Origin of the sequence: Pseudarthrobacter phenanthrenivorans, from assembly GCF_036455295.1 — a bacterium.
Taxonomy (GTDB): Bacteria; Actinomycetota; Actinomycetes; order Actinomycetales; family Micrococcaceae; genus Arthrobacter; species Arthrobacter phenanthrenivorans_C.
Map to the genome: position 1 here is coordinate 195,155 of NZ_JAYXNX010000008.1, position 24,497 is coordinate 219,651.

24 protein-coding genes, 1 other RNA gene and 1 riboswitch are annotated in these 24,497 nt (G+C 65.9%); of the genes, 14 read left to right on the forward strand and 11 right to left on the reverse strand.

Features of this window, described 5'->3' with window-relative positions; translation table 11 throughout:
* Positions 1–3 precede the first annotated feature (3 nt).
* The 10 genes from VXJ37_RS12615 to VXJ37_RS12660 all read left to right on the forward strand — a co-directional run bounded on the left by VXJ37_RS12615 (position 4) and on the right by VXJ37_RS12660 (position 8,476).
* Positions 4–552 (forward strand): DoxX family protein, encoded by a 549-nt coding sequence (locus VXJ37_RS12615; protein ID WP_331323357.1) that lies wholly within the window; start codon positions 4–6, stop codon positions 550–552.
* Positions 553–558: 6 nt separating this feature from the next.
* On the forward strand, positions 559–1,947 hold the full coding sequence (gene aroA, locus VXJ37_RS12620; protein WP_331323358.1) for a 3-phosphoshikimate 1-carboxyvinyltransferase: 1,389 nt from the start codon (positions 559–561) through the stop codon (positions 1,945–1,947).
* A complete protein-coding gene (rsgA, locus tag VXJ37_RS12625; protein WP_331323359.1) occupies positions 1,931–3,046 on the forward strand; it encodes a ribosome small subunit-dependent GTPase A in 1,116 nt (371 codons plus the stop codon). The genes aroA and rsgA overlap by 17 nt, the downstream gene beginning before the upstream one ends.
* 44 nt (positions 3,047–3,090) lie before the next feature.
* Positions 3,091–3,903, forward strand: coding sequence for a histidinol-phosphatase (gene hisN / locus VXJ37_RS12630; protein ID WP_331323360.1), 813 nt, complete (start codon positions 3,091–3,093; stop codon positions 3,901–3,903).
* A gap of 152 nt (positions 3,904–4,055) precedes the next feature.
* A riboswitch (SAM riboswitch) is annotated at positions 4,056–4,169 on the forward strand.
* Positions 4,170–4,206: 37 nt separating this feature from the next.
* Entirely contained in the window at positions 4,207–5,625 is a 1,419-nt protein-coding gene (locus VXJ37_RS12635) for an aminotransferase class V-fold PLP-dependent enzyme (protein ID WP_331323361.1), read from the forward strand.
* Positions 5,626–5,718: 93 nt separating this feature from the next.
* Positions 5,719–6,477, forward strand: coding sequence for a class I SAM-dependent methyltransferase (locus VXJ37_RS12640; protein ID WP_331323362.1), 759 nt, complete (start codon positions 5,719–5,721; stop codon positions 6,475–6,477).
* A 48-nt stretch (positions 6,478–6,525) separates the two neighbouring features.
* Positions 6,526–7,239 carry a metal-dependent transcriptional regulator gene (locus VXJ37_RS12645; protein ID WP_331323363.1) on the forward strand — a complete coding sequence of 238 codons (714 nt, stop codon included), beginning with the start codon at positions 6,526–6,528 and terminating at the stop codon, positions 7,237–7,239.
* Position 7,240: 1 nt separating this feature from the next.
* Positions 7,241–7,651: a fluoride efflux transporter FluC gene (locus VXJ37_RS12650; protein WP_331323364.1), complete on the forward strand. Its 411-nt coding sequence runs from the start codon at positions 7,241–7,243 to the stop codon at positions 7,649–7,651.
* Positions 7,648–8,046 (forward strand): fluoride efflux transporter FluC, encoded by a 399-nt coding sequence (locus VXJ37_RS12655; protein ID WP_331323365.1) that lies wholly within the window; start codon positions 7,648–7,650, stop codon positions 8,044–8,046. Before VXJ37_RS12650 ends, VXJ37_RS12655 begins: the two co-directional genes overlap by 4 nt.
* A 52-nt stretch (positions 8,047–8,098) precedes the next feature.
* On the forward strand, positions 8,099–8,476 hold the full coding sequence (locus VXJ37_RS12660) for a hypothetical protein (RefSeq protein ID WP_331323366.1): 378 nt from the start codon (positions 8,099–8,101) through the stop codon (positions 8,474–8,476).
* Between the two features lie 45 nt (positions 8,477–8,521).
* On the opposite strand, the gene VXJ37_RS12665 is transcribed toward VXJ37_RS12660, so the two are convergent.
* A complete protein-coding gene (locus VXJ37_RS12665; RefSeq protein ID WP_331323367.1) occupies positions 8,522–9,505 on the reverse strand; it encodes a S1C family serine protease in 984 nt (327 codons plus the stop codon).
* A 220-nt stretch (positions 9,506–9,725) separates the two neighbouring features.
* Between VXJ37_RS12665 and VXJ37_RS12670 the strand changes: the two genes are divergently transcribed.
* Positions 9,726–10,835 (forward strand): acyltransferase, encoded by a 1,110-nt coding sequence (locus tag VXJ37_RS12670; RefSeq protein WP_331323368.1) that lies wholly within the window; start codon positions 9,726–9,728, stop codon positions 10,833–10,835.
* 10 nt (positions 10,836–10,845) lie between these two features.
* Positions 10,846–11,313 carry a pyridoxamine 5'-phosphate oxidase family protein gene (locus tag VXJ37_RS12675; protein WP_331323369.1) on the forward strand — a complete coding sequence of 156 codons (468 nt, stop codon included), beginning with the start codon at positions 10,846–10,848 and terminating at the stop codon, positions 11,311–11,313.
* Positions 11,314–11,332: 19 nt separating this feature from the next.
* Here the strand turns inward: VXJ37_RS12675 and VXJ37_RS12680 are convergent, their stop codons facing one another.
* A complete protein-coding gene (locus VXJ37_RS12680) occupies positions 11,333–12,388 on the reverse strand; it encodes a zinc-dependent alcohol dehydrogenase family protein (protein ID WP_331323370.1) in 1,056 nt (351 codons plus the stop codon).
* Positions 12,389–12,601: 213 nt separating this feature from the next.
* Between VXJ37_RS12680 and VXJ37_RS12685 the strand changes: the two genes are divergently transcribed.
* Together VXJ37_RS12685 and VXJ37_RS12690 are read left to right on the forward strand one after the other, a co-directional pair.
* Positions 12,602–13,072 (forward strand): pyridoxamine 5'-phosphate oxidase family protein, encoded by a 471-nt coding sequence (locus VXJ37_RS12685; RefSeq protein WP_331323371.1) that lies wholly within the window; start codon positions 12,602–12,604, stop codon positions 13,070–13,072.
* 20 nt (positions 13,073–13,092) lie between these two features.
* Positions 13,093–14,112, forward strand: coding sequence for a zinc-dependent alcohol dehydrogenase family protein (locus VXJ37_RS12690; RefSeq protein WP_331323372.1), 1,020 nt, complete (start codon positions 13,093–13,095; stop codon positions 14,110–14,112).
* Positions 14,113–14,123: 11 nt separating this feature from the next.
* Here VXJ37_RS12690 and VXJ37_RS12695 read toward each other — a convergent pair whose 3' ends face one another.
* The 9 genes from VXJ37_RS12695 to prfB all read right to left on the reverse strand — a co-directional run bounded on the left by VXJ37_RS12695 (position 14,124) and on the right by prfB (position 24,485).
* Positions 14,124–15,149: an ATP-dependent 6-phosphofructokinase gene (locus VXJ37_RS12695; protein WP_331323373.1), complete on the reverse strand. Its 1,026-nt coding sequence runs from the start codon at positions 15,147–15,149 to the stop codon at positions 14,124–14,126.
* On the reverse strand, positions 15,146–18,331 hold the full coding sequence (locus VXJ37_RS12700) for an HAD-IA family hydrolase (protein WP_331323374.1): 3,186 nt from the start codon (positions 18,329–18,331) through the stop codon (positions 15,146–15,148). The genes VXJ37_RS12695 and VXJ37_RS12700 overlap by 4 nt, the downstream gene beginning before the upstream one ends.
* An 89-nt stretch (positions 18,332–18,420) precedes the next feature.
* Entirely contained in the window at positions 18,421–18,876 is a 456-nt protein-coding gene (locus VXJ37_RS12705; protein ID WP_331323375.1) for a pyridoxamine 5'-phosphate oxidase family protein, read from the reverse strand.
* Positions 18,877–19,027: 151 nt separating this feature from the next.
* Positions 19,028–19,396, reverse strand: a transfer-messenger RNA (tmRNA) gene (ssrA, locus tag VXJ37_RS12710).
* A gap of 73 nt (positions 19,397–19,469) precedes the next feature.
* Positions 19,470–19,943: an SsrA-binding protein SmpB gene (gene smpB, locus VXJ37_RS12715; RefSeq protein ID WP_043453530.1), complete on the reverse strand. Its 474-nt coding sequence runs from the start codon at positions 19,941–19,943 to the stop codon at positions 19,470–19,472.
* An 81-nt stretch (positions 19,944–20,024) separates the two neighbouring features.
* Positions 20,025–21,455, reverse strand: coding sequence for a peptidoglycan DD-metalloendopeptidase family protein (locus VXJ37_RS12720; protein WP_331323376.1), 1,431 nt, complete (start codon positions 21,453–21,455; stop codon positions 20,025–20,027).
* A gap of 27 nt (positions 21,456–21,482) precedes the next feature.
* Positions 21,483–22,397, reverse strand: coding sequence for a permease-like cell division protein FtsX (gene ftsX / locus VXJ37_RS12725; RefSeq protein WP_331323377.1), 915 nt, complete (start codon positions 22,395–22,397; stop codon positions 21,483–21,485).
* Positions 22,394–23,182: a cell division ATP-binding protein FtsE gene (gene ftsE / locus VXJ37_RS12730; protein WP_331323378.1), complete on the reverse strand. Its 789-nt coding sequence runs from the start codon at positions 23,180–23,182 to the stop codon at positions 22,394–22,396. Before ftsE ends, ftsX begins: the two co-directional genes overlap by 4 nt.
* Before the next feature lie 187 nt (positions 23,183–23,369).
* A complete protein-coding gene (prfB, locus tag VXJ37_RS12735) occupies positions 23,370–24,485 on the reverse strand; it encodes a peptide chain release factor 2 (RefSeq protein ID WP_331323379.1) in 1,116 nt (371 codons plus the stop codon).
* Positions 24,486–24,497 lie beyond the last annotated feature (12 nt).

Below are 24,497 nucleotides of genomic sequence, written 5' to 3' on the forward strand. Positions count from 1 at the left end.
TCCATGTCCTTTGTCCGCACGCTCGCACGGCCCATGCTTGCCTCCAGTTTCGTTCTCGCCGGACTGGATAAGCTCAAGAACTCCGACGACACCGCACAGCAGCTTTCGCCGTTGCTGCGCAAGGCTGCAGCTTCGCTCCCCTTCCAGGCAAATGAGAAGACCCTTGCCCGGGTCATCGGTGGAACGCAGGTCGGGGCCGGCGTCCTGTTCGGACTCGGCAAGTTCTCCAGGCTTTCGGCTGCACTGCTCACGGTCATTTCCCTCCTGAACACCTTCGTCGAATGGCGCAGCGCGGACATCAGCAGCAAGGAAGGCCGTGAGAACCGGCGGAACCAGCTGCTCAAGAACCTCTCCCTGGGCGGCGGGGCCCTGCTCGCATCAGTGGATACGGCCGGCAGGCCGGGCCTGGCCTGGCGCGCCGAACACCTCGCGGCGGATGCGCGCCGGAACGCTTCGCACCTGGCCGCCGACGCCCGCAAGACCACCACCAAGAAGCTGAACAAGGCGGACAAGGCTGTACGCCGCGCCGTCGACCAAGCCACGAAAGCCTAACCACGAATGACCGCACCAGCTGCCGCCCGGGACGGATCCGGAACCCCTGCCCAGCATTGGCCCGCACCTTTCGCGGCCGGGCCCGTCGACGCCACCGTGACCGTACCGGGATCAAAGTCCCTGACCAACAGGTACCTGGTCCTGGCAGCCCTTGCAGACGGACCGTCCCGGCTGCGTGCGCCCCTGCACTCCAGGGATTCCGCCCTGATGATCGACGCGCTGCGGCAGCTGGGCGCCACAATCACCGAAGTGCCCGGCGACGGCGCTTTCGGGCCTGACCTGGAGGTGCTTCCCTTCCATGCGGCAGCGGAAGCATCCCGGACCAGGATCGACTGCGGGCTTGCCGGCACCGTCATGCGGTTTGTTCCACCGCTGGCGGCGCTGCGCAACGGAGCCAGCATGTTCGACGGCGACCCGCACGCACGCAAGCGTCCCATGGGGACCATCATCGAGGCTCTCAAGGCCCTGGGTGTGGCCGTGGCAGCGGAAGACGGCAGCGCGCCGTCGTCGCTCCCCTTCGTGGTGCAAGGGACCGGGACAGTCCGCGGCGGCCACCTGGTGATCGATGCCAGTGCCTCCTCTCAGTTCGTCTCGGCGCTTCTCCTGGTGGGGGCAAGGTTTGACGAGGGCCTGCACCTTGAACACGTGGGAAAGCCCGTGCCGAGCCTTGACCACATCAACATGACCGTCGCCGTCCTCCGGGGCGCGGGGGTGTCCGTGGACGACTCCGTCCCCAACCACTGGGTAGTGGCGCCGGGTCCCATCCGCGCCTTCGATCAGCGGATCGAGCAGGACCTTTCCAACGCGGGCCCGTTCCTGGCCGCTGCCCTGGCCTCGAAGGGTACGGTGCGGATCCCCAACTGGCCCGCGGAAACGCAGCAGGTGGGAGATTTGTGGCGCGGCATCCTCGCCAGGATGGGCGCCAAGGTCTCCCTGGCCGACGGCGTCCTGACCGTTACCGGTGGCCCGGAGATCAGGGGCGGCGATTTTGCCGACACCAGTGAACTCGCTCCCACGGTGGCAGCGCTGTGCGCCCTGGCCAGCGGCCCCTCCCGGCTCACCGGCATCGCGCACCTGAGGGGACACGAGACGGACCGGCTCGCGGCCCTGGTAACGGAAATCAACCGGCTCGGCGGCGACGCCGAAGAAACCGGCGATGGGCTGGTGATCCGGCCCGCGGCGCTTCACGCGGGCGTCGTCCACAGTTACGCAGACCATCGGATGGCCACTGCCGGCGCCATCCTGGGCCTGGCTGTGCCAGGCGTGCAGGTCGAGGATATCGCCACCACCGCCAAGACCATGCCCGACTTCCCGGAGCTGTGGGCAGGCATGCTGTCCCAAGGGTCTTCGACCCAGGCGGGACCGGAAGGGCGTGGCAGTGGCGCGGAGCACTGATTCCTGGGACGAATCAGACGTTCGCATCCGCCCAAACAAGAAGGGCTCGCGTCCACGGACCAAGGACCGGCCCAGCCATGACGATGCCGTCACCGGCCGGATCATAACGGTGGACCGGGGCCGGTACACCGCTGTGGTGGATGAGGACTCGAAGGAAGAGCGTGTAGTCATCGCCGCCCGCGCGCGCGAGTTGCGCCGGTCGCCAGTGGTTGCCGGCGACTTCGTCTCGCTCGTGGGGGACGTGTCCGGGGCGCCTGACACCCTGGCCCGGCTGGTGAAGATCCTTGACCGGAAGACGCTCCTGCGGCGCAGCGCAGATGACACCGACCCCGTGGAGCGGGCCGTCGTTGCCAACGCGGACCAGTTGGTGATCGTGGTGGCCGCAGCCAACCCCGAGCCCCGCACCGGATTCATCGACCGCGCCCTGGTGGCGGCCTACGACGCCGGCATCGAGCCGATCCTGCTGGTCACCAAGGCCGACGTCAAGGATCCGGCGGACCTGCTGTCCAACTACACCCACCTGGATTTCCCCGTCATCATCAGCCGCACCGCCGATGCCCAGGCCTCGGGAATAGACGCCCGGTCCGACGACGGCCTCTCCGCCCGGCTGGACAGAGCCGCGGTGGCAGACCTCCGGGCGCACCTCGACGGCAAAGTCACCGTGATGCTGGGGCACTCCGGAGTGGGCAAGTCCACCATGGTGAACGCCCTCACCGGCGCCGAGCGGGCCACCGGCGGGGTAAACGCCGTGACCGGCCGCGGCAGGCACACGTCCTCCTCCGCCTTGGCCCTGCGCCTGTCCGACGCGCCTCCGGGCAGCTGGATCATCGACACCCCGGGCATCCGCTCCTTCGGTCTGGCCCACGTGGACCCTGACCGCATCCTGCGCTCCTTCCCGGACCTCTCCCCCGGGATCGAGAGCTGCGAGCGTGGCTGCAAACACACGGCAAGCGCCGTTGACTGCGGGCTCGATGGCTGGGTGGCGGATGGACATGCCGGGCCCACCGGTCGCGCCCGGCTGGCGTCCCTGCGGCGCCTGCTCGGCACGGACCCACGGATGGAAGCGCAGGAAACCAAGGAGCTCGGCAGCGTCAACTGACGCGTTCTCCCGGCAGAAGCGTCCGCAGACGGTAGTTTGGAACCATGATCCAACCCGCTTCGAGCTACAACGATGACCTGCGCCTGGCCCACGTCCTGGCCGACTCCGTGGATGACCAGACCATGAGCCGCTTCAAGGCCCTGGACCTCCGCGTTGAGACCAAGCCGGACCTGACGCCGGTCACCGATGCGGACAAGGCCGCCGAGGAAGCCATCCGCGGCCAGCTCTCGCGTTCCCGCCCCCGCGACGCCGTCCTGGGCGAGGAGTTCGGCAGCACCGGGCACGGTTCGCGGCGCTGGATCATCGACCCCATCGACGGAACCAAGAACTTCGTCCGCGGCGTGCCGGTCTGGGCCACCCTGATCGCACTCGTGGACGAAGGCGAACCGGTTGTGGGCGTGGTCAGCGCCCCGGCCTTGGGCAAACGCTGGTGGGCGGCCAAAGGCATGGGTGCGTACATGGGCAGGTCCCTGGCTGCCGCCACCAGGCTCCGCGTTTCCAACGTGTCCAAGCTCTCCGACGCGTCCCTTTCCTACTCGAGCCTCACCGGCTGGAAGGAACGCGGCAACCTGGACGAGTTCCTGGGCCTCACCGAGGACGTGTGGCGGACCCGGGCCTACGGCGACTTCTGGTCGTACTGCATGGTGGCCGAAGGCTCGGTGGACATCGCGTGCGAACCGGAACTGAACCTGTATGACATGGCGGCCCTGGTGCCCATCGTGGTGGAGGCCGGCGGCCGGTTCACGTCCCTCGAAGGGGAAGACGGCCCGTTCGGCGGTAACGCGTTGGCCACCAACTCGATCCTGCACTCGGAAGTGCTGCACCGCCTGAACCCATACCTGGACGACCTGCTCTAACTGCCGCCGTTTTACCACTGCAGCGAATATTGCGACGCCGGGCGCCCCTAAAAGGGGGTGCCCGGCGTCGTTTATTCGCCAGCGCGTAACAAACGCCTTAACAATCGCTGTGGCTTCAGTCCTGGCCGTCCCATGTCCTACGCTTTTATGCAGGTCACGAGTGCCAGCGCAAAACCCCGGTTTGCTGGCCGGCAACCCTCCATTCGCGGTGGGGTGCCCCGGGTGACGACCAGGCCGGTCCGGAGCGGATGCGGCAAGCGCGGATTCCTGTATGCCGGAGTCCTGTAGTCAAGTGAGGTCTCTGTGACAACTGCCACCGTCTCCCCCCAGCCCGCTATCGCCCAGGCTGCCATTGCCGATCAACGCCGCGCCGCTGCCGGCCGGCCCCTCGCCGCTGTCACCGGAGCGGAAATCCAGGCACCACTGATTTCCGGCGGCCACGTGCGCTACGCCAACCTCGATTACGGCGCGTCAGCCCCCGCGTTGTCCGTGGTGTCGGCGTACCTGAACGAGATCCTGCCGTACTACGCCAGCGTCCACCGCGGGGCCGGGTATGCGTCCCAGATCAGCACGTCGGTGTACGAGAACGCCCGCAGCATTGTCCGCGACTTCGTGGGCGGCCGCCCTGGCGATTCCGTGATCTTCACGCGCAACACCACCGATTCGCTGAATCTGCTGGCTGGCTGCCTGCCCTCCACTGGAGGGCGTCCGGACGGTGACGTCCTGTACCTGGACATCGAACACCACGCCAACCTCCTGCCATGGCAGGGCGTCCCGCACCGCAGCATCGTCGCCGCGGACACCATCAACGGCACGCTGGAGTCTGTCCGTGCCGAACTGGCGCAGGGCGGGGTCAGCCTGCTGGCCGTGACCGGCGCATCCAACGTCACCGGCGAAATTCTTCCCATCCGTGCCCTGGCCGCGCTGGCACACCAGCACGGCGCCCGGATCGTAGTGGACGCTGCCCAGCTCGCGCCGCACCGCCGGGTGGATATCAGCGCCGACGACGTGGACTACCTCGCGTTCTCCGGCCACAAGTTGTACGCACCGTTCGGGGCCGGCGTCCTGGTGGGCCGGCCGGACTGGCTGGATGCCGGCGTCCCACACCTCGCCGGCGGCGGCGCAGTCAAGGAAGCCAGGCTCGACGGCGTCAGCTGGGCCACGGGGCCGGCCCGCCACGAGGGGGGCTCGCCGAATGTCCTCGGGGCCGCCACCCTGGCCCGCGCCACGCAGGTGATCGCCGAACTGGACCAGGCCCGGTGGCATGCGCACGAATCTTCCATCCGCTCCTTCCTCGTGGAAGGCCTGCAGGGCATCGACGGCGTCACGGTCCACCAGATCTTCAAGGACACCAACCCGGAAACAGACACCATCGGCGTGGTCAACTTCTCCGTGGAAGGCTACGACGCGGGGCTGGTGGCCGCCTATCTCTCGGCGGAGCACGGGGTGGGCCTGCGCGACGGGCGCTTCTGCGCCCACCCCCTCCTGAAGCGGCTGGGGCTGCCGTCCGGCTCCCTCCGGGCGAGCTTCGGCGTCGGCTCGCGGCTGGAAGACGCCGAACGCCTCCTCGCCGGAATCCGGACGCTGCGCGCCGACGGCCTGGGCTGGGACTACGTGGTGGACGCGGGCCGCTGGGTGCCCGCGCACGACACCCGCACCTACCCGCACTGGGCTCCGAACACCCCCGGGACCGCCGGCGCCGCGCCCTGCATCGACGACTAGGCCGGGCTGCCTTCCTCCGCCACACCGGGGGTGCCTTCCGTGCGGTAGATTCGAAAGACATCCACAATCGGCAGCATCAGAAGGAGGCCACGCGTGGTTCGGGGTGGCCCCAGGCTCGATCACGGACGGCGCCGGGAGCTCGGGCAAAGCTTCCAGGACGGCGGCAGGCACTACCAGCGGGTGCGGCCCGGCTACCCGGAGGAATCAGCCCGGTGGCTGGTGCCCGGCGGCGCCCGTGACGCCCTCGACGTCGGCGCTGGAACCGGAAAGTTCACCGCGTTACTGCTGGGCATGGGACTGGACGTCACCGCCGTCGACCCGTCGGAAGACATGCTCGCCCAGTTGAAGGCGCACTGCCCGGCCGCCACCGCCGTAACCGGCACTGCCGAGGCGACCGGCATGCCGGACGCGTCCTTCGACGTCGTCACCGTCGCCCAGGCATGGCATTGGTGTGATGCCCTGGCGGCAAGCACGGAGCTCGCCCGCGTCCTGCGCCCGCACGGAACCCTCGGGCTGGTGTGGAACCAGCTGGACACCTCCGTGCCCTGGGTGCACCGGCTCTCCAGGATCATGCACGCCGGCGATGTCTACCGGCCGGGCCACAAACCCGTCGTCGGCCCCGAATTCCGGGGCCTCGAAGGGCACGTAACACACTGGCAGGACACGGTAACCACGGCAGACCTGCTGGAACTCACCAAATCGCGCAGCTACTACCTGCGTGCCGGCGAGGCGACGCGCGCCAAAGTCCTGTCCAACCTGGACTGGTACCTCCATGAACACCTCGCCTACGCACCGGACCAGGAGCTTGGCCTTCCCTACCTCACGCTGGCGTGGCGCGCCGTCAAGGCGTAACCGGCACGCCACCCGTGCCGTCCCGGCCAAACCGGTAGGCTTGAGCCTGTGAAGACCAGCGCGCCCTCCTCCTCCATTGAGGACTACGTCAAGGTCATCTATTCATTCACGGAATGGCAGGACAAGCCCATCACGTCTTCCCAGCTGGCGCAGCGGCTGGGTGTGGCGAATTCCTCCGTGTCGGAGATGGTCCGCAAGCTCAAGGACCAGGGCCTGGTTGACCACAAGCCCTACAGCGCCGTCACGCTGACCGAGCCCGGCCTCCGCCTGGCCCTGTCCATGGTGCGGCGCCACCGGCTGATCGAGACCTACCTGGTCCAGCGGCTCGGTTACAGCTGGGACGAGGTACATGATGAGGCTGAACAGCTGGAGCACGCTGTATCGGACACCTTTATCGAACGCGTCGCCGCCAAGCTCGGAAACCCCAAGCGGGACCCGCACGGGGACCCCATTCCCACTGCCGACGGCCAGGTGCTGATGCCGCGGGCCCACCTCCTCGCTGATCTGGACGAGGGCCACAGCGGGCGGATCACCCGGATCAGCGATGACAATCCCGAACTGCTCCGGTACCTCGCCGCCCAGGACATCGACCTCGACGCCGACGTCGAAGTGGTGGGACGGCGGCCCTTCGGTGGCGCCCTGGTGGTGCGGATCGGCGGCGCCGGCGCGTCCCGCGAGTTCGACCTTGCCGATGAGATCGCCTCCGCGTTGTGGGTGTCCAGCGACACCCCGCATCCGGGCTGCGTCCTGGGCGGCCACTGACATGGCGATGCCAACGGGCAGTGCGTGGCTGGCCGTCGCGGCCGGAGGGCTGATCGGCAGCGAACTGCGGTACGGGCTGGGGCTGGCGTTCCCTGATACTCCCGGGTCCGTTCCCTGGGCCACGATGGCCATCAACATCAGCGGCAGTTTTGTCCTGGCGGCACTCACTACGATATGGATCGCCCGCCCGCATACAGCTTTTTGGCTCCGCGCCGCGCTGGGGCCGGGCCTGCTGGGCTCCTTCACCACGTTTTCCGCAGTCATCTTTGCCTCGGGCCAGTTGGCCCGCGCTGAGGCACATCCGGTGTGGATCACGTATCTGGGGTTGTCTCTGGTCCTGGGCCTTGCGGCGGCCGGGGCCGGGTGGCGGACCGGCAGGTTCGTTTCACGCAACCAGGACGGGCGGCCATGACCGCGGCCGTCCTGGTGGGAATTTTCGGCGTCGGGGGCGCACTGCTGCGGTTCGCCGTCGACAGCTGGTTTGCCCACCACAGCAGCATCCGCAGCGTCCGCACCGATGGAAGCGCCAGGCTGCACTGGCCGTGGGCCACGCTGCTGGTCAATGTGGCAGGGTGCTTCGTCATCGGCATGGCGCATGGCCTGACCGCTGCGATGGGGCTTGGCAGCGAATGGCAGGTGGGCCTGGCGACCGGCCTGGCAGGAGGACTCACGACGTTCAGCTCCTGGACCACCGCCACCATCCGCCTGGTCAGCGAGGCACGCTTCGGCTCCGCCCTGCTGAACGTGGTGGTCAACCTGGCCCTGGGCTTTGCCGCCGCGGCTGCGGGAATCGCGCTGGCGGGTTAGGCGCAGCGGGGTGCGGCCGGCGATTTGGCCGCCTCCCGTATGGTGGAAGGTGATGATCAGCAGACGTGATGCAGCAATAACCCTCGATGTCCCCCTGGAAATGGCACAGCGCCACGGCCTGCCAAAGTGGATGCCGGAGGCAGAACTGCGCGCCATCCTGGACAATCCCCCGCCCTGGCTGGTGCAATCGCGTGCCAACAGGACCGGCAAGCGGCCCGTATGGGTCCACCTGGAATGTGCGGTCTGCGGGTATGAGGAAGCGGCGCGCCCCAAGAAGTGGTGGCCGGACTTCACGTACGTGGTCTGTGCAAACCACTCCCCGGCCGAGATTCCGCCCGCAGGCACCGGCTGGGTCCGCAGCGAGTACGACGGCGTCGGGACACGTTTCGTGGGCATCGCGGACGTGGAAGCGCCCCAGGCCAGCCGTTAGCTTTCCTGACACTTCGCCCCCACGGCGCCGGCCCGGCGTCGTGCTTTACGGTGTCCCGTTCGCCGTCATTTCGTTGGGAACGGCGGTGAGGTGCAGTTCATTGCCCTCCCGGAGCACGGCAACGTCAAGTGGCTGGCCTATGGCGTCCGCGAACAGCAGCCGCTGCAGGCTTTCAGCGTTGCTGACCGGGCTGCCTCCGGCCGTGACGATGATGTCTCCGGCCAGCAGGCCGGCCTTGCCAGCCGGAGACCCCGGCAGAACCTCCACAATGCGCAGCCCCTGGCGCAGACCGGTGCGGATCACGGAGCTGGGATTGAGCTGGATCGGCGTGCTGACCAGGCCCAGGTAGGCACGGCGCACCCTGCCATCCTTGAGCAGGGCGGAGATGATCCGGCGGGTGGTGGCGTTGATCGGGATGGCCAGCCCCAACCCGGCCCCTGCCACTGCGGTGTTGATGCCGACGATCCTGGCGTGGCTGTCCGCGAGCGCTCCGCCGGAGTTGCCCGGGTTCAACGCCGCGTCTGTCTGGATGACGTCCTCGATGACCCGCCTGTTGCCGCCCGACCAGACCGGAATGGCCCGGCCCAGGCCGCTTACCACCCCTGCGGTCACCGACCCCGCCAGTCCCAGCGGATTTCCCACCGCCACCACCAACTGACCCACGCGGAGGGACTCGGCCGCGCCGAACTCCGCAGGCCGGACCCTGGGCCGGGAGCCGTGAACCACCGCGAGGTCGGACAGCGGGTCGGCGCCCACCAGTTCCAGCTCCATCCTGTTGCCATCACCGAAGACCGCGAAACCTTGCACGGTACCGGCAACCACGTGGGAGTTGGTGAGCAGATAGCCATCCTCAGTGAAAAGCACGGCAGAACCTGCGCCCACCCTGACGCGTCCGTTGCGGCGGGTGGCGGTCATCTCGATCGCTGCCACATGGGGAGTGACGGCCGCGGCGACGCGCATTACGGTTTGCGAATAGGAGTCAAGGACCTCGTCGTCTTCCGCTGTCCCGGCGTTCCGTGCCTGTTCCATGACGCACCTCCGGCGTCCGTTCCACCCCGCAGGACCGGCCCCAGCGTGATCTTGTTCCGGCTCCGGCCATCGCGGGTCCTTAGGGGAACAACGCAGGCGTGGCTGTTTCCAGTCCCGGTTCCGGTACGCCGTGGGTGAACGGCAGAATCCGCGAGCAGAGTCCGCTCAGTATTCCATCAAGTAGATGAACTTGTTTTCGGGGCGCTGTTAGCTTGGTGCGATGTTATGGGGAAACCACCATCCAGCTCCGGCCCAAACCGCGGCGAAACCGCGCATCGAATGGATCGACGCCGCGCGGGGGCTCTGCGTCACAGCGGTGGTGCTGTTCCACACCGGGCTGTGGCATTTCCTGCGGCTTGAGCATGAGAGCAGTGTGGCCTTCACCTTTTGGGAAACAGTGTCGATTGGACTCGCAGCGGTGCGTATGCCGCTCCTTCTGGCGGTTTCCGGAGTTCTGGCGGCCACCAAAGTGCGCAGCGGGTTTGGCAACGGCAAAGCATGGAATTCCAGCCTCAGCAGCTACTACCTGTACGCGGTGTGGCTCGTTATCTATGGGCTGCTCGGCGTTGTCCTGGCGGGCTCGCCGCGGCCCCAGAGGGTTTCCTCCATGGGCGATTTCTTCCTGCAGCTCGTAGCCCCGGACACGCCGCTGTGGTTTATTTTCGCCCTGGCCGTGTACGTACCGTTGCTTACTATCTGCAGGAAGCTTCCGCCGTGGGCCGTGTTGGCGGGACTGGGAGCACTGAGCATCCTCACTGCACTGTTTGTGGACAGCACCGCCGGCCAGTGGGGCAAGGTGCCGGAACTGGCCGTGTTCTTCGCAGCCGGGGTCTATGGAAAGGACATCTTCCTGCGCATCGCCGAGGGCCGCAGGGCGCTGTACTTCGGGGCGGCGGTTCCTGTGTTTGTTGCCCTCATGGCGCTGCCGGACATTCACCCGGGGATCGACCAGGCTGTTTACATCCTGCAGGGGTTTGCGGCCGTCACCGCGCTCGTGGCCGCCATCAGCACCCTAACCAGGTTTCGGCCCGTTGCTGCCGCCGGCTCCTGGGTGGGCCGCAGGACCCTCGGGATCTACCTCCTTCATACGCCGCTTATCGATATCCTCGTTTTGGCCTTCTACGGTCCTTTGTCCCCGGTGGCACCGGCCATTGCGAACTCGGTGCCCATCGCACTGGTCTACCCTCTTGCGCTGACCGGGGCAGTCGTCGCCGCCTGCGTTGCCATCGAGTTTTTATTGCGGAAATGCGGCCTCACTTTCCTGTTCCGCCGCCCTTTGTCCACCGCTGGATCGTTCCCCACCCGTGCGCGGCGGCTCTCCAGGCTCTAGGATCGGTACCATGACTGATTCACCTGCAGGGTCTCATACAGAAATTCTGCGCGCTGATGAATGCTGGCAGTACCTCAAGTCCTCATACATCGGACGGCTGGCGGTCATCAACGGTGATGTTCCGGAGATCTTTCCAGTGAATTTCTCGGTGGCCGGAGGAACCCTGATGTTCCGCACGGGGCCGGGCACCAAGCTTCGCGCCCTTCTCAGCGGCGCAGTTGCGGCCCTGGAAGTGGACGGCCTCAACCCATATGCCACGGAGGTCTGGAGCGTGGTGGCCAAGGGCAGGCCGGAACCGTTCGATGAGACCAGGATGGCCCTTCCGGATAACGACGCCGACCGTCAACCGTGGGAGCCTGGCGTCAAGGACCATCTGGTGGCCATCACGCCTACGGAGATCAGCGGGCGCAGGTTCGCAGTAAGGTCGCGGGTACGGTGGTGGCCGCCGGTGGACTTTTCCGCGGATTGGCTGGACTAGGCAGGCCGGTCCGTACCCGTTACGCCGTCAGGATCACCTTGAGGGCCTTGGTTTCGGAAGCGCGGGAAAACGTGTCATAGGCGTCGAGGAACTGGTCGAAGCCAAAACGGTGCGTCGCGAATTTTTCTGCCCGGATCCGGCCCTGCGCCACCAGCTTGAGCAGCATCGGCGTGGTGTTGGTGTTCACCAGGCCCATGCTGATGGTGATGTTTTGGATCCACAGGTCTTCGAGGTGCAGTTCCACCGGTCTTCCGTGCACCCCCACGTTCGCCACGGATCCGCCGGGCCGAACGATGTCGGTGCACATGGCAAAGGTGGCCGGCACGCCCACGGCTTCGATGGCGACATCCACGCCGTGGCCGTCCGTCAGTGCCAGGACCTGTTCCTTCCAATCGGCGCTGCCGGACAGGACGGTATCGGTGGCGCCAAACTCCTTTGCCTTCCCAAGGCGGTTGGCGTCCAGGTCGATGGCCACCACGGTGGCCGCGCCGTACAGTCCCGCCGTGGCGATTGCAGCCAGCCCCACCGGCCCGGCGCCAACCACCGCCACGACGTCGCCTGGCTTGACGCGGCCATACTGGACCCCGATTTCGAACCCAGTGGGAAGGATGTCCGAGAGCATCACACCCTGCTCGTCCGTGACGCCGGAGGGCAGGAGGTGCAGCGAGTTTTCTGCGTAAGGGACACGGACATACTCCGCCTGGGTCCCGTCGATCAGGTGGCCGAAGACCCATCCAGTGCCTTCCTGGCCCTCTTCCCCGAGGCAGTGCGAGTAGAGACCGGCCTTGCAGTTCGCACAGTGGCCGCAGGACTTGATGCAGGAAATGATCACCCGGTCATCGACCTTCAGTCCGGTTACGGAGGGTCCGGTCTCCACGACAGTACCCACTCCCTCGTGTCCCAGGATCCGTCCTTTTTCAACGGCGGGGACATCACCTTTCAGGATGTGCAGGTCGGTGCCGCAGATGGTGGTGGTATCAACCCTGACGATGACGTCGCCGGGCTGCTGGATCCGGGGGTCCGGAACGTTGGTCCAGGACTTTTTGCCGGGGCCGCCGTAGACGAGGGCTTTCATGGGGTCTCCCTTACTGTGGGGGCCGGCCGTGCGTGGCCTGCGGGCGGACGGGCGCCTGTCGATGATGCCGGGGGCGTCTCCCCCAGCGTCGCATTGCCCCTGCCGGGCACCAAGGGTCGTAGGTCCTGCCGGGCACCAAGCGTCGTAGGTCCTGCCGCGCAGGCGGGCCTTAATGCCCTTACCCGAATCGGGAGAGTTGCCTACGCTGTGGCCATGACTGACAACACGAACGTACCGGTACCGGAAATCCTCGACGAAGAAGAGTGCTGGACGCTCCTTTCCCAAACAGGAGTGGGCAGGCTCGCCGTCATCGCCGACGGCCATCCCGACGTCTTCCCCGTGAACTACAAGGTGGAGGGGCGTTCGCTGGTTTTCCGCACCGGCGGCGGCACCAAGCAACAGGCCATCCAGTCAGACGCCACGGTTGCCCTGGAAGCTGATGCCGTCAGTTCCCAGTTCGGCCTTGCCTGGAGCGTTGTGGTCAAGGGCAAGGCGGCTGAGACACAACCAACAGGCCCTGACCTGGACGACATTCGCCGGGCGCTGTTTCCCTGGCAGGGGGTGGGGCAGGAGCACTTCATCCGTATTACCCCCGAATCCGTAACAGGCCGGCGCTTCACCATGAGTGCGCCGCTTTTGTGGCAAAGCCCCTTGGACGACGCAACCCGCGCCGGCTTCGAATAGGCCTGTTGACGGGAGGCGCCGTGCACGCATGGTGGGTGGAGGAACCCGGCCCCATATCCACCCATCCGCTGATCCAGGGAACCCGTGCCACCCCTCGCCCGGGCGCCCATGAGCTTTTGGTGGAAGTAAGCGTCTGCGGCGTGTGCCGCACGGACCTTCATCTGGCAGAGGGCGACCTGTCCCCGCACGGACCGCGCGTTGTGCCCGGACATGAGGCAGTCGGCGTCGTTATTGGAACCGGTGCGGAATGCTCCCGCTTCACCACCGGTGACAGGGTGGGCGTGGCATGGCTGGGCGCCGTCTGCGGCACGTGCCGCTACTGCCGCCGCGGCGACGAGAACCTGTGTTCGTCACCCGTTTTCACCGGCTGGGACCGCGATGGCGGGTATGCCGAATACCTGACCGTTGCGGAGGACTTCGCGTACCCGGTGCCTTCCGTCTTCACCGACGAACAGGCGGCGCCGCTGCTGTGTTCGGGCATTATCGGGTACCGCGCGCTGAAGCGGGCAGCGTTGCCGGTCGGCGGCCGCCTGGGAATCTACGGGTTTGGCAGCTCCGCGCACATCACTGCCCAACTGGCCATCAGGCAGGGTGCCTCGGTGTTCGTCATGACCCGCTCCGAAAGTGCGCGGAAGCTCGCGCTGGAACTGGGAGCTGAGTACGCGGGGGGCGCCGGGGACAACCCGCCGGTACCGCTCGATTCCGCCATCCTGTTTGCCCCGGCGGGTGACCTTGTTCCCATCGCACTGCGCGCCCTGGACCGGGGTGGAACGCTGGCCATCGCCGGGATCCACTTGACTGCCATTCCTGCCCTGAACTACGGCAGGGAGCTCTTTTTCGAACGCCAGGTAAGGAGCGTGACGGCCAATACGCGGGCTGATGGAGAAGAGTTCCTGGCGTTGGCCGCCAGGCTCTCCCTGGCCCTCACCACCACCACGTACCCCTTCGATGCTGCGGACAGGGCGCTGGAAGACCTGGCTGCGGACAAGGTGACGGGCTCGGCCGTGCTGCGGGTGCGGCCCGAGCAGGTGCCACACTGACGCGGCCGGCCTTACCCGAACAGGACGGCGGCCTCCTGGTAGCGCGCTTCGGGCACCACCTTGAGCTCTCCCAGTGCCTCCTCCAGCCCGACACTCACGATGTCGGTGCTGCGGAGCGACACCATGGTGCCCCATCTGCCTGCGGCGGCGGATTCGACGGCGGCCAGGCCCAGCCGGGTGGCAAGGACGCGGTCGAAGGCAGTGGGTTCACCGCCCCGCTGGATGTGGCCCAGGACGGTGGCGCGGGTTTCGATGCCGGTCCTCATCTGGATTTCCCCTTCAAGCAGCAACCCGATGCCGCCCAGCCGAGGCCTGCCGAAGGTATCAAGGCCACGGGGCGCGTAGGGTGCCGGGTGGCCTTTGGGGGCGAAGGCCTCTGCCACGACTACCAGTGGCGCCCTCCCGCGGTCCCGCGCGGAAATCACCCAAACGGCGACCTGGTCCAGGGACACAGGGTGTTCAGGTATCAGGACGGCGTGGGCGCCGGAAGCCATCCCCGAGTGCAATGCAATCCACCCCGCGTTCCGGCCCATCACTTCGGCCACCATGCAGCGGTGATGCGATTCGCCGGTGGTCCGCAGCCGGTCGATGGCTTCAGTGGCGGTCTGGACGGCGGAATCGAACCCAAAGGTGTAGTCGGTGGCGCCGAGGTCGTTGTCGATAGTCTTGGGGACCCCCACAACATTGAAGCCTTGCTTGCACAGTTCCCGTGCGGCCGCCAGTGTCCCCTCGCCACCGATGGCTATCAGGCCATCCAGTCCGTTCCGCCGAAAGCTGTCGCGGACGCCCTCAATGCCCTTTCCCACCAGCGGGTTGGTCCGTGAGGTACCCAGGATGGTCCCGCCGAGCCGCGAAATGCCGCGGACAGCAGTCCGCGGCAGGGGGACGGCATCCTGTTCCAAGACACCGCGCCACCCGTCCCGGAACCCCAGGAATTCGTATCCATGCGCAACGTCTCCGCCCAGGACCGCACCGCGGATGACCGCGTTGACACCCGGACAGTCACCCCCGCTGGTAAGGATCCCCAACCGCCTCACGACGCTGCCACCCCCGGGGCCCGCGCCGGTAACGGAAAATGCCGCGTCCGGCCGGGAGGCAGGACCACGTCGGTACCGTAGACGTGCACCTTGATGGGTCCTGCGTCGCCCGGCGCCGAGGCGATACTCATGCGGCCGTCCTTGAGATGGACCCTGAGCCGGTGTCCGCGGTAGAGGACCTCGAAAGCGACGGCGCGCAGCCCCGTGGGCAGGTTGGGAGCGAAAACGATGGTCTCCCCGCTGAACCGGAGCCCCGCAAAGCTGCGCTGCACCACGTCGATGGTGCCACCCATTGCCCCCAAATGGATTCCAGCGCGCGTGGTGCCGTGCTGGGTATCGTCGAGGTCGGCGTCGAGCGCTTCCCGAAAGCTGTCCCACGCCCGGTCCGCGTCCAGGCCCGCCAGCACAGATGCGTGTGCAACCCGGCTCAGTGTGGAACCGTGGGCGGTCCTGGCCAAGTAGTACTCGATGGTCCGGTTAAGCTGCTCCCGCGTGAAGCCGTAATGCAGCCGCTGAAGAATGGTCACCAGCCCTTCGTGGCCCAGGAGGTACGGCAGCATCAGGACATCGGCCTGCTTTGCCAGCTTGTAGCAGTTGGTGGCGTCGTTTTCGGCTTCCAGGATCAGGTCCAGCCGCTCGATGTCGCCGTACCTGTCCCGGTATTGCTCCCAGTCCAGTTCCTTCAGGTCCGCGTAGCCCTCAAACTGGCTGATTACACCGTCACTGTGAAAAGGGACGTACATCGCCGTACCCATGTGCGCCCACCCGGCCGACTCCTCATCGGTGACCCCCAGCCGTTCCATGAGCCCGGCGCGCTCGCTGCCATGCAGGAAGGACAAGATGCCTGCCGCCTGGGAACAGACCCACGCGGCCATGACGTTGGTGTAGGCGTTGTCGTCCAGCCCTGGCTTGTCGCGGCCGGGATAACCGGTGTGGTACTCATCCGGCCCCACCACGCCGCGGAGGTGGTACCGGCCACCCTGCTGGTTGTAGTCGGCCAGGGACCGGAAGAAGCGGGCAACCTCGATCACCAGCTCGGCACCCTTTTGCAGGAGCCAGATCTTGTTGCCGGTGGCCTGGAAGTATTGCCAGGCGTTGAAGGCAACCGCAAGGCCGGAATGGACCTGCAGGTGCGAGTGGTCCCTGACCCATCTGCCGGACCTGTCGTTGTACAGCCATTTCGGCGTTTCCTCGGTCCCGTCACTGCCACTTTGCCAGGGGAATTTCGCCCCAGCCAGCCCCTGCGCAGCTGCAGCGTCCCTGGCCGCAGGAAGCCGGCGCCATCTGTAATCGATGACCGAACGGGCAATGTCGGGCGTCCTTGAGGTGAGGACCGGCAGGACGAACAATTCGTCCCAGAAGACATGCCCGCGGTAGCCCTCGCCGTGCAGTCCCCGTGCCGTGACGCCGGCATCGAGTTCGGCCGTGTGGTGCGTCAGTGTCTGCAGCAGATGGAAGATGTGCAGGTTGAGGACCAGGCGCACCTGGACAGGGGCGTCGATTTCCACCAGGAACGGGCGCAGTTCACGCCGCCAGGCCTCCTCGTGCGCCGCGAGCAGTGCGCCAAAGTCCGCGCCCGTCCGCTCCAGGACCGCGCGGGCACCGGTTTCCGGGGAGGAGATGGCACGGTCGCGGGAGGTCACCACCGCCACCGTCTTGGTGATCCGCACTGCTGATCCGGCCTGCAGGAAAATCCGGAAAGAGCGGAAGTGGAAAAGTCCTTTCCTTCCGTCTTCAGTTCCTGCCGCCTCCTGGGACAGATAGGTGCGGGAGGCAGCGGCGATGCGGACGAGGCTTTGCGTGGTTTCGACCTCGACGACCGTGGCTGCGTCCGGCGGCAGGTCCGGGCGGGGGCCAAGCGTGCTTGTCCTGTCCGCCAGGTGGACATCGGACCCTTCAGCCCGTTCGGGCAGGTTGGCGTTGCGCACGCCGGCGTTGATCCCGCTGCGGACCTCCACCTCGCCGCTCCATCCCAGGGCGGTGACAACGGTTTCAAGGACCAGCAGGTGGGGTTCGGCCATGGAGGCGAAACGGGTTTGCACCACTTCCAGACGCCGGTGGTCCGCGCTTTCCAGCAGCAGCCTCCGCTCCAGTACCGCCCTCCTGAGGTCCAGTCCCCTGCGTTCCCGGACTACGGTCCATCCGCCTTGTGACCACCACGTCCCGCCGGTCAACCTTAGGTCGAGCGGAAGGCAGTCGGGCGCATTGACCATGTGCTCTTCCAGCAGCACTTCTCCGGCGGCCATTGCCCTCACCCGGTTGTAAACCCCGGCGAGGTACATGCCCGCGTAGCTGAATGGGCCGCCCTCGGGGGCCGCCCCCCTCACGCCCATGTAGCCGTTGCCCAACGTGGTCAGGGCTTCCCGGTGCCCCTCGTGGACTGGGTCGAACCCTTCGTAGGCGAGGTGCCACGCGTTGCCGATAACCTGTCCCAGGTCCAGCTCCCCGACGTCGTTGAGGACAGTGTGGGCGCCGGCAGCTTCCAACAGCCGGCGGTTCCCGGTGCGGTCGATTCCAACCACCAACCCAAACCCGCCCCGCCGCCCGGCCTCCACACCCGCCGCCGAATCCTCAACCACCACGGCATGTGACGGAACCACCCCCAGCCGCGACGCCGCTGCAAGAAAGACGTCCGGTGCGGGCTTGCCCTGCAGACTCAGCCCGGCCGCCGTCGTACCATCCATCACTGCCGTGAACAGATCATGGATACCCGCCGCCTGCAGGACCACGGCGGCGTTCCGGCTCGAGGTGACCACAGCGGTGGGCACTCCGGCATCTGCAAGCCTCTGCAACAGCTCAATTGTCCCCGGATAGCTTTCCACGCCGTCGTCGCGCAGGTGCTGCAGGAACAACTCGTTCTTCCAGGCGCCCAGACCGAAACCTGTCCAGGTGCCGGCCCCATCGGTCTCCCTGCCCTTGTCGAGCTGCACTCCCCTGGCGGCGAGGAAGCGCACCACCCCTTCCTCACGAGGCATGCCGTCAATGAAGGTAAGGTAGTCAGCCCTGCTGAGCGGCGCCCGGTTGGCACCGGCAGGAACCCGCGGGTCACGCAGGATCCGGTCGAAAGCGTCCTTCCACGCGGCCTGATGGACCACCGCCGTGTTGGTGACCACCCCGTCCAGGTCGAAAATGACGGCGTCGAATGGTGGCTTGGCGGCAGCGGCGGTTGGCGACGCAATCATAGGTCAGTGGTACCAGCAAGCAGTGGTTCCGGAAAGGGCCGTTGGGCCCGCACGCCGCGTCCCCTTTCACGCGCGGTTGTCACCTGGGCCTACCCTGCAGAGCCATGCGGCACATGGTTCCACCAGGTCAGCGGGGAGGTGATGGTGAAGCGTCTGCCGGACACCGACGTTGGGACGATCCGGACAAAGTGGTCCTTCTCGCCGGACTGCCAGGGGAACAGCGTGAGGCCGGCCCCGGTCAGGAGTTCCTCCGATGGTTCCAGGATGACGGCCTTGCCCTTCACCAGGACGCTCCATGCCTGGGCGTCGTCGTGGCCATCGGCTTCAAGCGCGACGGCGAGTGGTCCTCCGGCTGCGCGCAGTTTGGTACCTTCTCCGGTACGGAACAGGACAGTATCGTGGTCCACCTTGTAATTGACCGGGAAGACTTCCGGATATCCGTCGACGAGGACGGCGAGGTGCCCCACGGACACTCCGCGCAGCAAGTCCCAGCACACGGTGGCAGCCAGGACTTCGGTGGGCGCTTGCGGCGGGTCGTTGTGCATAGTGTGGAAGGTACCTTGCCTGCCGGGCGCCCCACTAGAGTATTTGGGCCCGGCCTTTTGGTCGGGACGGCAAACAAAAACACCCCGGTCCGGGACCGGGGTGTGACGAGCAAGACCGGGGCATCCGCTTGGATGCCCCGGCCTTGTCGGAGGGTGGAGATGGGGGGAATTGAACCCCCGTCCGATGTCGTGTTGTCAGGGCTTCTCCGGGCGCAGTTTGCGTCGGATTTTCTCGGCCCCAGCCATGCCGCAAACAGCTGGCTGATCCGGGCCCAGTCACCTAAAAGTCCCGTTTACTCCGATGACGGGAGCAAACAGCAGTGGCTATCTAAATGACGCCAGGATCCGGGGCGATAGCAACCCCGGGCTGACGGACTGTCTTACTGCTTAGGCAGCGAGAGCGAAGTCAGTGCGCTTAGAATTGGCACTTATTGTTTTGCAGACAGCGTTTACGAGATAAATCTGCATCCTCGGCCCGCTTCACCTGTCGCGACTAACACCGTCGAAACCGATCATCCCCGTATTTTGTTACCAAACCGGCTGGCAAGCCTGCCGGACTACTAATACTAACGCACACGCTGCGGAAATAATTCCTAACGCCGGCGGTTGCGCTCGCGCATCTCGCGCTGGGCCTCACGGTTGTCCTGCTGTTCCCGCAGAGTCTGCCGCTTGTCATACTCGCGCTTGCCGCGGGCAACCGCGATTTCCACCTTGGCCCGGCCGTCCACGAAATACAGCTGGAGCGGCACGATGGTGTAGCCGGCCTCCTGGACCTTGCGGGAAATCTTAATAAGCTCCTCGCGGTGCAGCAGCAGCTTACGGCGGCGCCGCGCAGCGTGGTTGGTCCAGCTGCCCTGGTTGTACTCCGGAATGTGGATTGCTTCCATCCACAGTTCGTCGTTGTAGAACGTGCAGAATCCGTCCACCATCGAAGCGTGGCCTTCGCGCAGGGACTTCACCTCGGTGCCCATCAGCGCAATGCCGGCCTCGTACGTGTCCAGCACGTGGTAGTCGTGCCTGGCCTTGCGGTTGGTGGCCACCACCTTCCGGCCACTTTCTTTAGGCACGGGGCAACTCCTCAGGTTCAGGTTGGTCTCTCCGCGCCCGGCGGCGCAGAGCTATACCAGTCTACGGCAGCAGCGTTCTCCCTAGAGCAGCCCCATGGGGTCCACGGCCTTGCCGTTGAGCCATGTCTCGAAGTGGGCATGGCATCCAGTGGAGTTGCCGGTGCTGCCCGAGTAGGCGATCAGCTGTCCCTGCGAGACGTGCTGGCCATTCGAAACCACGATGCTCGAGTTGTGGTAGTAGATGGTGGTCAGGGTGTTGCCCTGCACCACCCCATGGTCGATCTTCACGCGCCAGCCGCCGCCGTCGGCGGAGTTCCAGCCGGAGCTGAAGACTTCCCCGGCGGCCGCTGCGTAGACAGGAGTGCCGCAGGCGGCGCCGAAATCGATGCCGGTGTGCATGTAACCGCCGGTGCCGTAGAAGTCGATGGTCCCCGGCGGAGTGAGGCGGTAGCCAAATCCGGAGGTGATGGGGATGCTTCCGTCAAAGGGGTGGCGCAGGCCAAAGGCCGACGGCGATCCCGCTGCCGGCGGTACGTACGGCTGGACAGGCGGGGCCGGGCGGTTGGCTGCCGCGGCTGCCGCGGCAGCAGCTGCAGCGGCAGCCTCTGCCTGCCTGCGCTGTTCCGCTTCCCAGGCCTCGCGGGCTTTCCGGTCGCGTTCGGCGATTTCGTTGGCCACCTGGTTCTGGTTGGCCTGAACGCCCGCAAGCTGCGCCTGGATGCCGGGCTTGGCTGCCTGCAGTTCAGCGTCGAGGCGCGTGGTATCGGCGATCAGCTGGTCAACCTGGGCTTTTTTGGCCGCAGCTTCGTCCCGGGCAGCCTTTTCCCGTTCCAGGGCAGCGTCCGCTTTGGCCTTAAGATCCTTGATTTCCGCTTCCACTGCCTGGAGGCGCGCCTCGGAATTAACGTTGGTAGCGTTCTGCTGGTTGAGCTTGTCCATGGCCGCGTTCTGGCTGCGCATTGCCTGGTCCGCCAAGTCCATGGTGTCGGTGAGGCTGCCACCGCCGTTCGAGCCGAAGAAGAGGGATAAGTTGGAGGGGACTCCCCCGGACTTGTAGGCCTGGGTGGCAATCTGCCCGATCAGCTTCTTGGTGTCAGCGATCTTCTGCTTGTCCGCTTCCAGCTGCTGGGTGATCTTCGCCTTGTTCTGCTGCGCCATGTCGACGCGTGCCGCTAGGGCTTCCGATTCCTTCACCGCGCTGGCCACGCGGCCCTGTGCATCAAGGAGGTCCTGCTGCGCGCCCGGCAGCTGGCCCTGGTAAATCACCAGGTCACCGGCGGCCTTCGCAATCCTGGAATCGACGAACTCAAGCGAAGCCTGGACGCGGGCGGCTTCGGTCTCGAGCGCTTTCTGCTTATCATCCAGGTCATCGGCGAACGCGGCCGGGGTGGCGATGGCCATCCCGGCGGAAAGCATGACGGTGAGCACGCCGCTGACGATCCCCAACCGGCGGGCAGCGGCCCCCCGGCGGCTGCGCCGGGGAGATGGCGGTGTCTGATCGGTTACGTTCATGGGCATTCCTTGGTCGGTGTGCACAGCCTAAACGCGCAAGTATCTACGTAAGGTCAAGAGAGACGAAATTCCTGCCAAGGATGCGCCAAGGACCAGCAGCGCCGGGGCAAGAATGAGCGTCTGGCCGGATGAGATGAAGGCCGTGTCCGGATACTGGCGGGACATGTAGTCCCCCAGGAAGAACTGTGCGACTGCCCACAGGGTGCCGGAAGCCAGGGCAGCTCCAATGACCGCCGCAATGACGCCTTCCAAGATGAACGGCAGCTGGATCACGGTCTTGGAGGCGCCCACAAGACGCATGATGCCGGTTTCCCTGCGCCTGCTGAACGCGGAAAGCCGAATGGTGGTGGCAATCAGAAGGATGGCGCAGACGATCATGACGCCGGCAATGCCTACCGCCACCAGCGACGCTCCGTTCATCACAGAGAAGAGGCGTTCGAGCAGCTGGCGCTGGTCAATCACAGTTTCCACTCCCGGCTGGGAGGAGAAGGTCTCGCTGATGATCTGGTACTTTTCCGGGTCTTTCATATTGATCCGGAACGATGCAGGCAGCTGGTCCGGCGTTACCGAATCGACGATGGGTGAGTTGGAGAACTGGTCCTTGAAGTGCTTGTAGGCCTCATCCTTGGACTCGAACTGGAAGTCGTTGATGTATTGCGCCACGGCCGGGGACTCCAGGAGCGCGTTCAGGCCCTTTTGTTGCTCCGGAGTGACGGGCCCTGAAGCGCAACCGGGTGCGGTCGAGCCGTCGCTGCAGAGGAAGATGGCCACCTGGACCTTGTCGTACCAGTAGCCCTTCATCTGGTTGATCTGCATCTGCAGCATGCCGGCCGCGCCCACGAACGTCAGGGACACGAAGGTCACCAGGATGACTGAGACCACCATGGAGAGGTTGCGGCGCAGGCCGCTGCCGATCTCGGAAAGAATGAATGCGAGCCTCACCGCTGGGCCTCGCCTTCGGGGCCGTTACCCGGCAGGGCGGCGTCGGGGGTTTCCCGGCCGCTGGCATCCTTTAGCCGCCGCGATTGTCCGACGACGGGGATCATCGACGTGTACAGGGCCTTGGCTTCGTCGCGGATCACCACGCCGTTCTTTAGTTCGACCACCCGTTTCCGCATCTCGTTGACGATGTCGTCGTCGTGGGTGGCCATAACCACGGTTGTTCCGTTTTGGTTGATCTTGTCCAGCACGCCCATGATTCCCATGGACGTAGTGGGGTCGAGGTTTCCGGTGGGCTCATCCGCGAGGAGGATTCCCGGGCGGTTGACCACCGCGCGGGCGATGGCCACGCGCTGCTGCTCCCCGCCGGAGAGCTCGTGCGGCATGCGGTGTTCCTTGCCCTCGAGGCCTACCGTCTTGAGCACCTCGGGAACGGTGTCGCGGATGACGCTGCGGCTCTTGCCGATGACCTGCATGGCAAACGCGACGTTGGCGAACACATTCTTTTGGGGCAGGAGGCGGAAGTCCTGGAAGACGACGCCGATGCCACGGCGGAGGCGCGGGACCCGCCAACTGGAGATCTTGGCGACGTTCTGGCCTGCGACGTACACCGCCCCCGAAGTGGCACGGTCTTCCTTCAGAACCAGCCGCAGGAAGGTGGACTTTCCGGAGCCGGACGCGCCGACAAGGAAGGCGAATTCGCCGCGGTCAATCTCAAGGTTGACGGAGTCCAGAGCCGGACGGGCTTTCTGGTCGTAGACCTTGGTGACATTTTCGAATCGGATCATGGCCCTAAGTACCCTGCAGGGCAGGACTGATCCTTCTGACGCAGCCCAGTTCTGCAGCCGGTGCACGGGTTTTCGTTGGGGGAAGGTAGGGCCCCGGCCCCTCGACTATACGCAGGACAGCCCGGGGTTGGCCGGGCTTTCCGGGGCGTGTCGCCGGATCGTCCTGCTTGCGGCCCTTATGCCGGGTCTACTTCTCCGCGTTCCGGTTGTCTGTACGCCACCGGATTCCGGCGTCGATGAAGTCGTCGATTTCGCCGTCGAACACGGCAGCCGTGTTGCCAACTTCGTGTTCGGTGCGCAGGTCCTTCACCATTTGGTAGGGGTTCAGCACGTACGAACGCATCTGGTCTCCCCAGGAAGCTTTAACGTCACCGGCGAGAGCCTTCTTCTCGGCGTCCTCCTGCTCCTTCTTAAGGAGCAGGAGCCTGGACTGCAGAACCCGCATGGCTGCTGCGCGGTTCTGCAGCTGGGATTTCTCGTTCTGCATGGAGACCACGGTTCCGGTGGGGATGTGGGTGAGTCGGACCGCGGAGTCCGTGGTGTTGACCGACTGGCCGCCGGGGCCGGAGGAGCGGAACACGTCCACCCTGATTTCGTTGTCCGGGATCTCGATGGAGTCCGTCTGCTCGATCAGCGGTATCACTTCTACCGCCGCAAACGAGGTTTGCCGCCGTCCCTGGTTATCGAACGGGCTGATCCGGACGAGTCGATGGGTTCCGGCCTCCACGCTCAGGGTGCCGAAGGCGTAGGGCGCCTTGACCTCGAAGGTGGCCGATTTCAGGCCGGCTTCTTCCGCGTACGAGGTGTCCATGACGGTGGTGGGATAACCATGGCGTTCAGCCCACCGCAGGTACATGCGCAGCAGCATTTCGGCAAAGTCGGCGGCGTCGACGCCGCCGGCACCGGCACGGATGGAGACCACGGCTTCACGCTCGTCGTACTCGCCGGACAGCAGCGTGACGACTTCAAGGTCCTTGAGGGCCTTTTTGACGGACTCGAGTTCGGCAGCGGCCTCGCCCATCGAGTCCGCGTCGTCCTCGTCCTGTCCGAGTTCCACCAGGACTTCTAGATCGTCAATCCGGGACTGGAGGTTCGTGAGGCGTTCGAGCTCCGACTGGCGATGGGACAGGCGGGAGGTGATTTTCTGGGCCGCGGCAGGATCGTCCCAAAGGTCCGGCTCCCCTGCCCGTTCGCTGAGTTCGGCGATGTCCTCCTTGAGCGCTTCGATGTCGGTCACGCGTTCGATGGACTCGTAGGTGGCGCGGAGCGCGCGGATTTCAGCGGAAAAATCAATATTGGCCATGGTGGTTTAAGC

What these genes read in the sequence shown, in the direction of transcription:
- VXJ37_RS12615 (WP_331323357.1), top strand. Translation starts at nt 4, where the DNA reads ATGTCCTTTGTCCGCACGCTCGCACGGCCCATGCTTGCCTCCAGTTTC.
- aroA (WP_331323358.1), top strand. Translation starts at nt 559, where the DNA reads ATGACCGCACCAGCTGCCGCCCGGGACGGATCCGGAACCCCTGCCCAG.
- hisN (WP_331323360.1), top strand. Translation starts at nt 3,091, where the DNA reads ATGATCCAACCCGCTTCGAGCTACAACGATGACCTGCGCCTGGCCCAC.
- VXJ37_RS12650 (WP_331323364.1), top strand. Translation starts at nt 7,241, where the DNA reads ATGGCGATGCCAACGGGCAGTGCGTGGCTGGCCGTCGCGGCCGGAGGG.
- VXJ37_RS12655 (WP_331323365.1), top strand. Translation starts at nt 7,648, where the DNA reads ATGACCGCGGCCGTCCTGGTGGGAATTTTCGGCGTCGGGGGCGCACTG.
- VXJ37_RS12660 (WP_331323366.1), top strand. Translation starts at nt 8,099, where the DNA reads ATGATCAGCAGACGTGATGCAGCAATAACCCTCGATGTCCCCCTGGAA.
- VXJ37_RS12665 (WP_331323367.1), bottom strand. Translation starts at nt 9,505, where the DNA reads ATGGAACAGGCACGGAACGCCGGGACAGCGGAAGACGACGAGGTCCTT.
- VXJ37_RS12670 (WP_331323368.1), top strand. Translation starts at nt 9,726, where the DNA reads ATGTTATGGGGAAACCACCATCCAGCTCCGGCCCAAACCGCGGCGAAA.
- VXJ37_RS12675 (WP_331323369.1), top strand. Translation starts at nt 10,846, where the DNA reads ATGACTGATTCACCTGCAGGGTCTCATACAGAAATTCTGCGCGCTGAT.
- VXJ37_RS12680 (WP_331323370.1), bottom strand. Translation starts at nt 12,388, where the DNA reads ATGAAAGCCCTCGTCTACGGCGGCCCCGGCAAAAAGTCCTGGACCAAC.
- VXJ37_RS12685 (WP_331323371.1), top strand. Translation starts at nt 12,602, where the DNA reads ATGACTGACAACACGAACGTACCGGTACCGGAAATCCTCGACGAAGAA.
- VXJ37_RS12700 (WP_331323374.1), bottom strand. Translation starts at nt 18,331, where the DNA reads ATGATTGCGTCGCCAACCGCCGCTGCCGCCAAGCCACCATTCGACGCC.
- VXJ37_RS12705 (WP_331323375.1), bottom strand. Translation starts at nt 18,876, where the DNA reads ATGCACAACGACCCGCCGCAAGCGCCCACCGAAGTCCTGGCTGCCACC.
- VXJ37_RS12720 (WP_331323376.1), bottom strand. Translation starts at nt 21,455, where the DNA reads ATGAACGTAACCGATCAGACACCGCCATCTCCCCGGCGCAGCCGCCGG.
- ftsE (WP_331323378.1), bottom strand. Translation starts at nt 23,182, where the DNA reads ATGATCCGATTCGAAAATGTCACCAAGGTCTACGACCAGAAAGCCCGT.
- prfB (WP_331323379.1), bottom strand. Translation starts at nt 24,485, where the DNA reads ATGGCCAATATTGATTTTTCCGCTGAAATCCGCGCGCTCCGCGCCACC.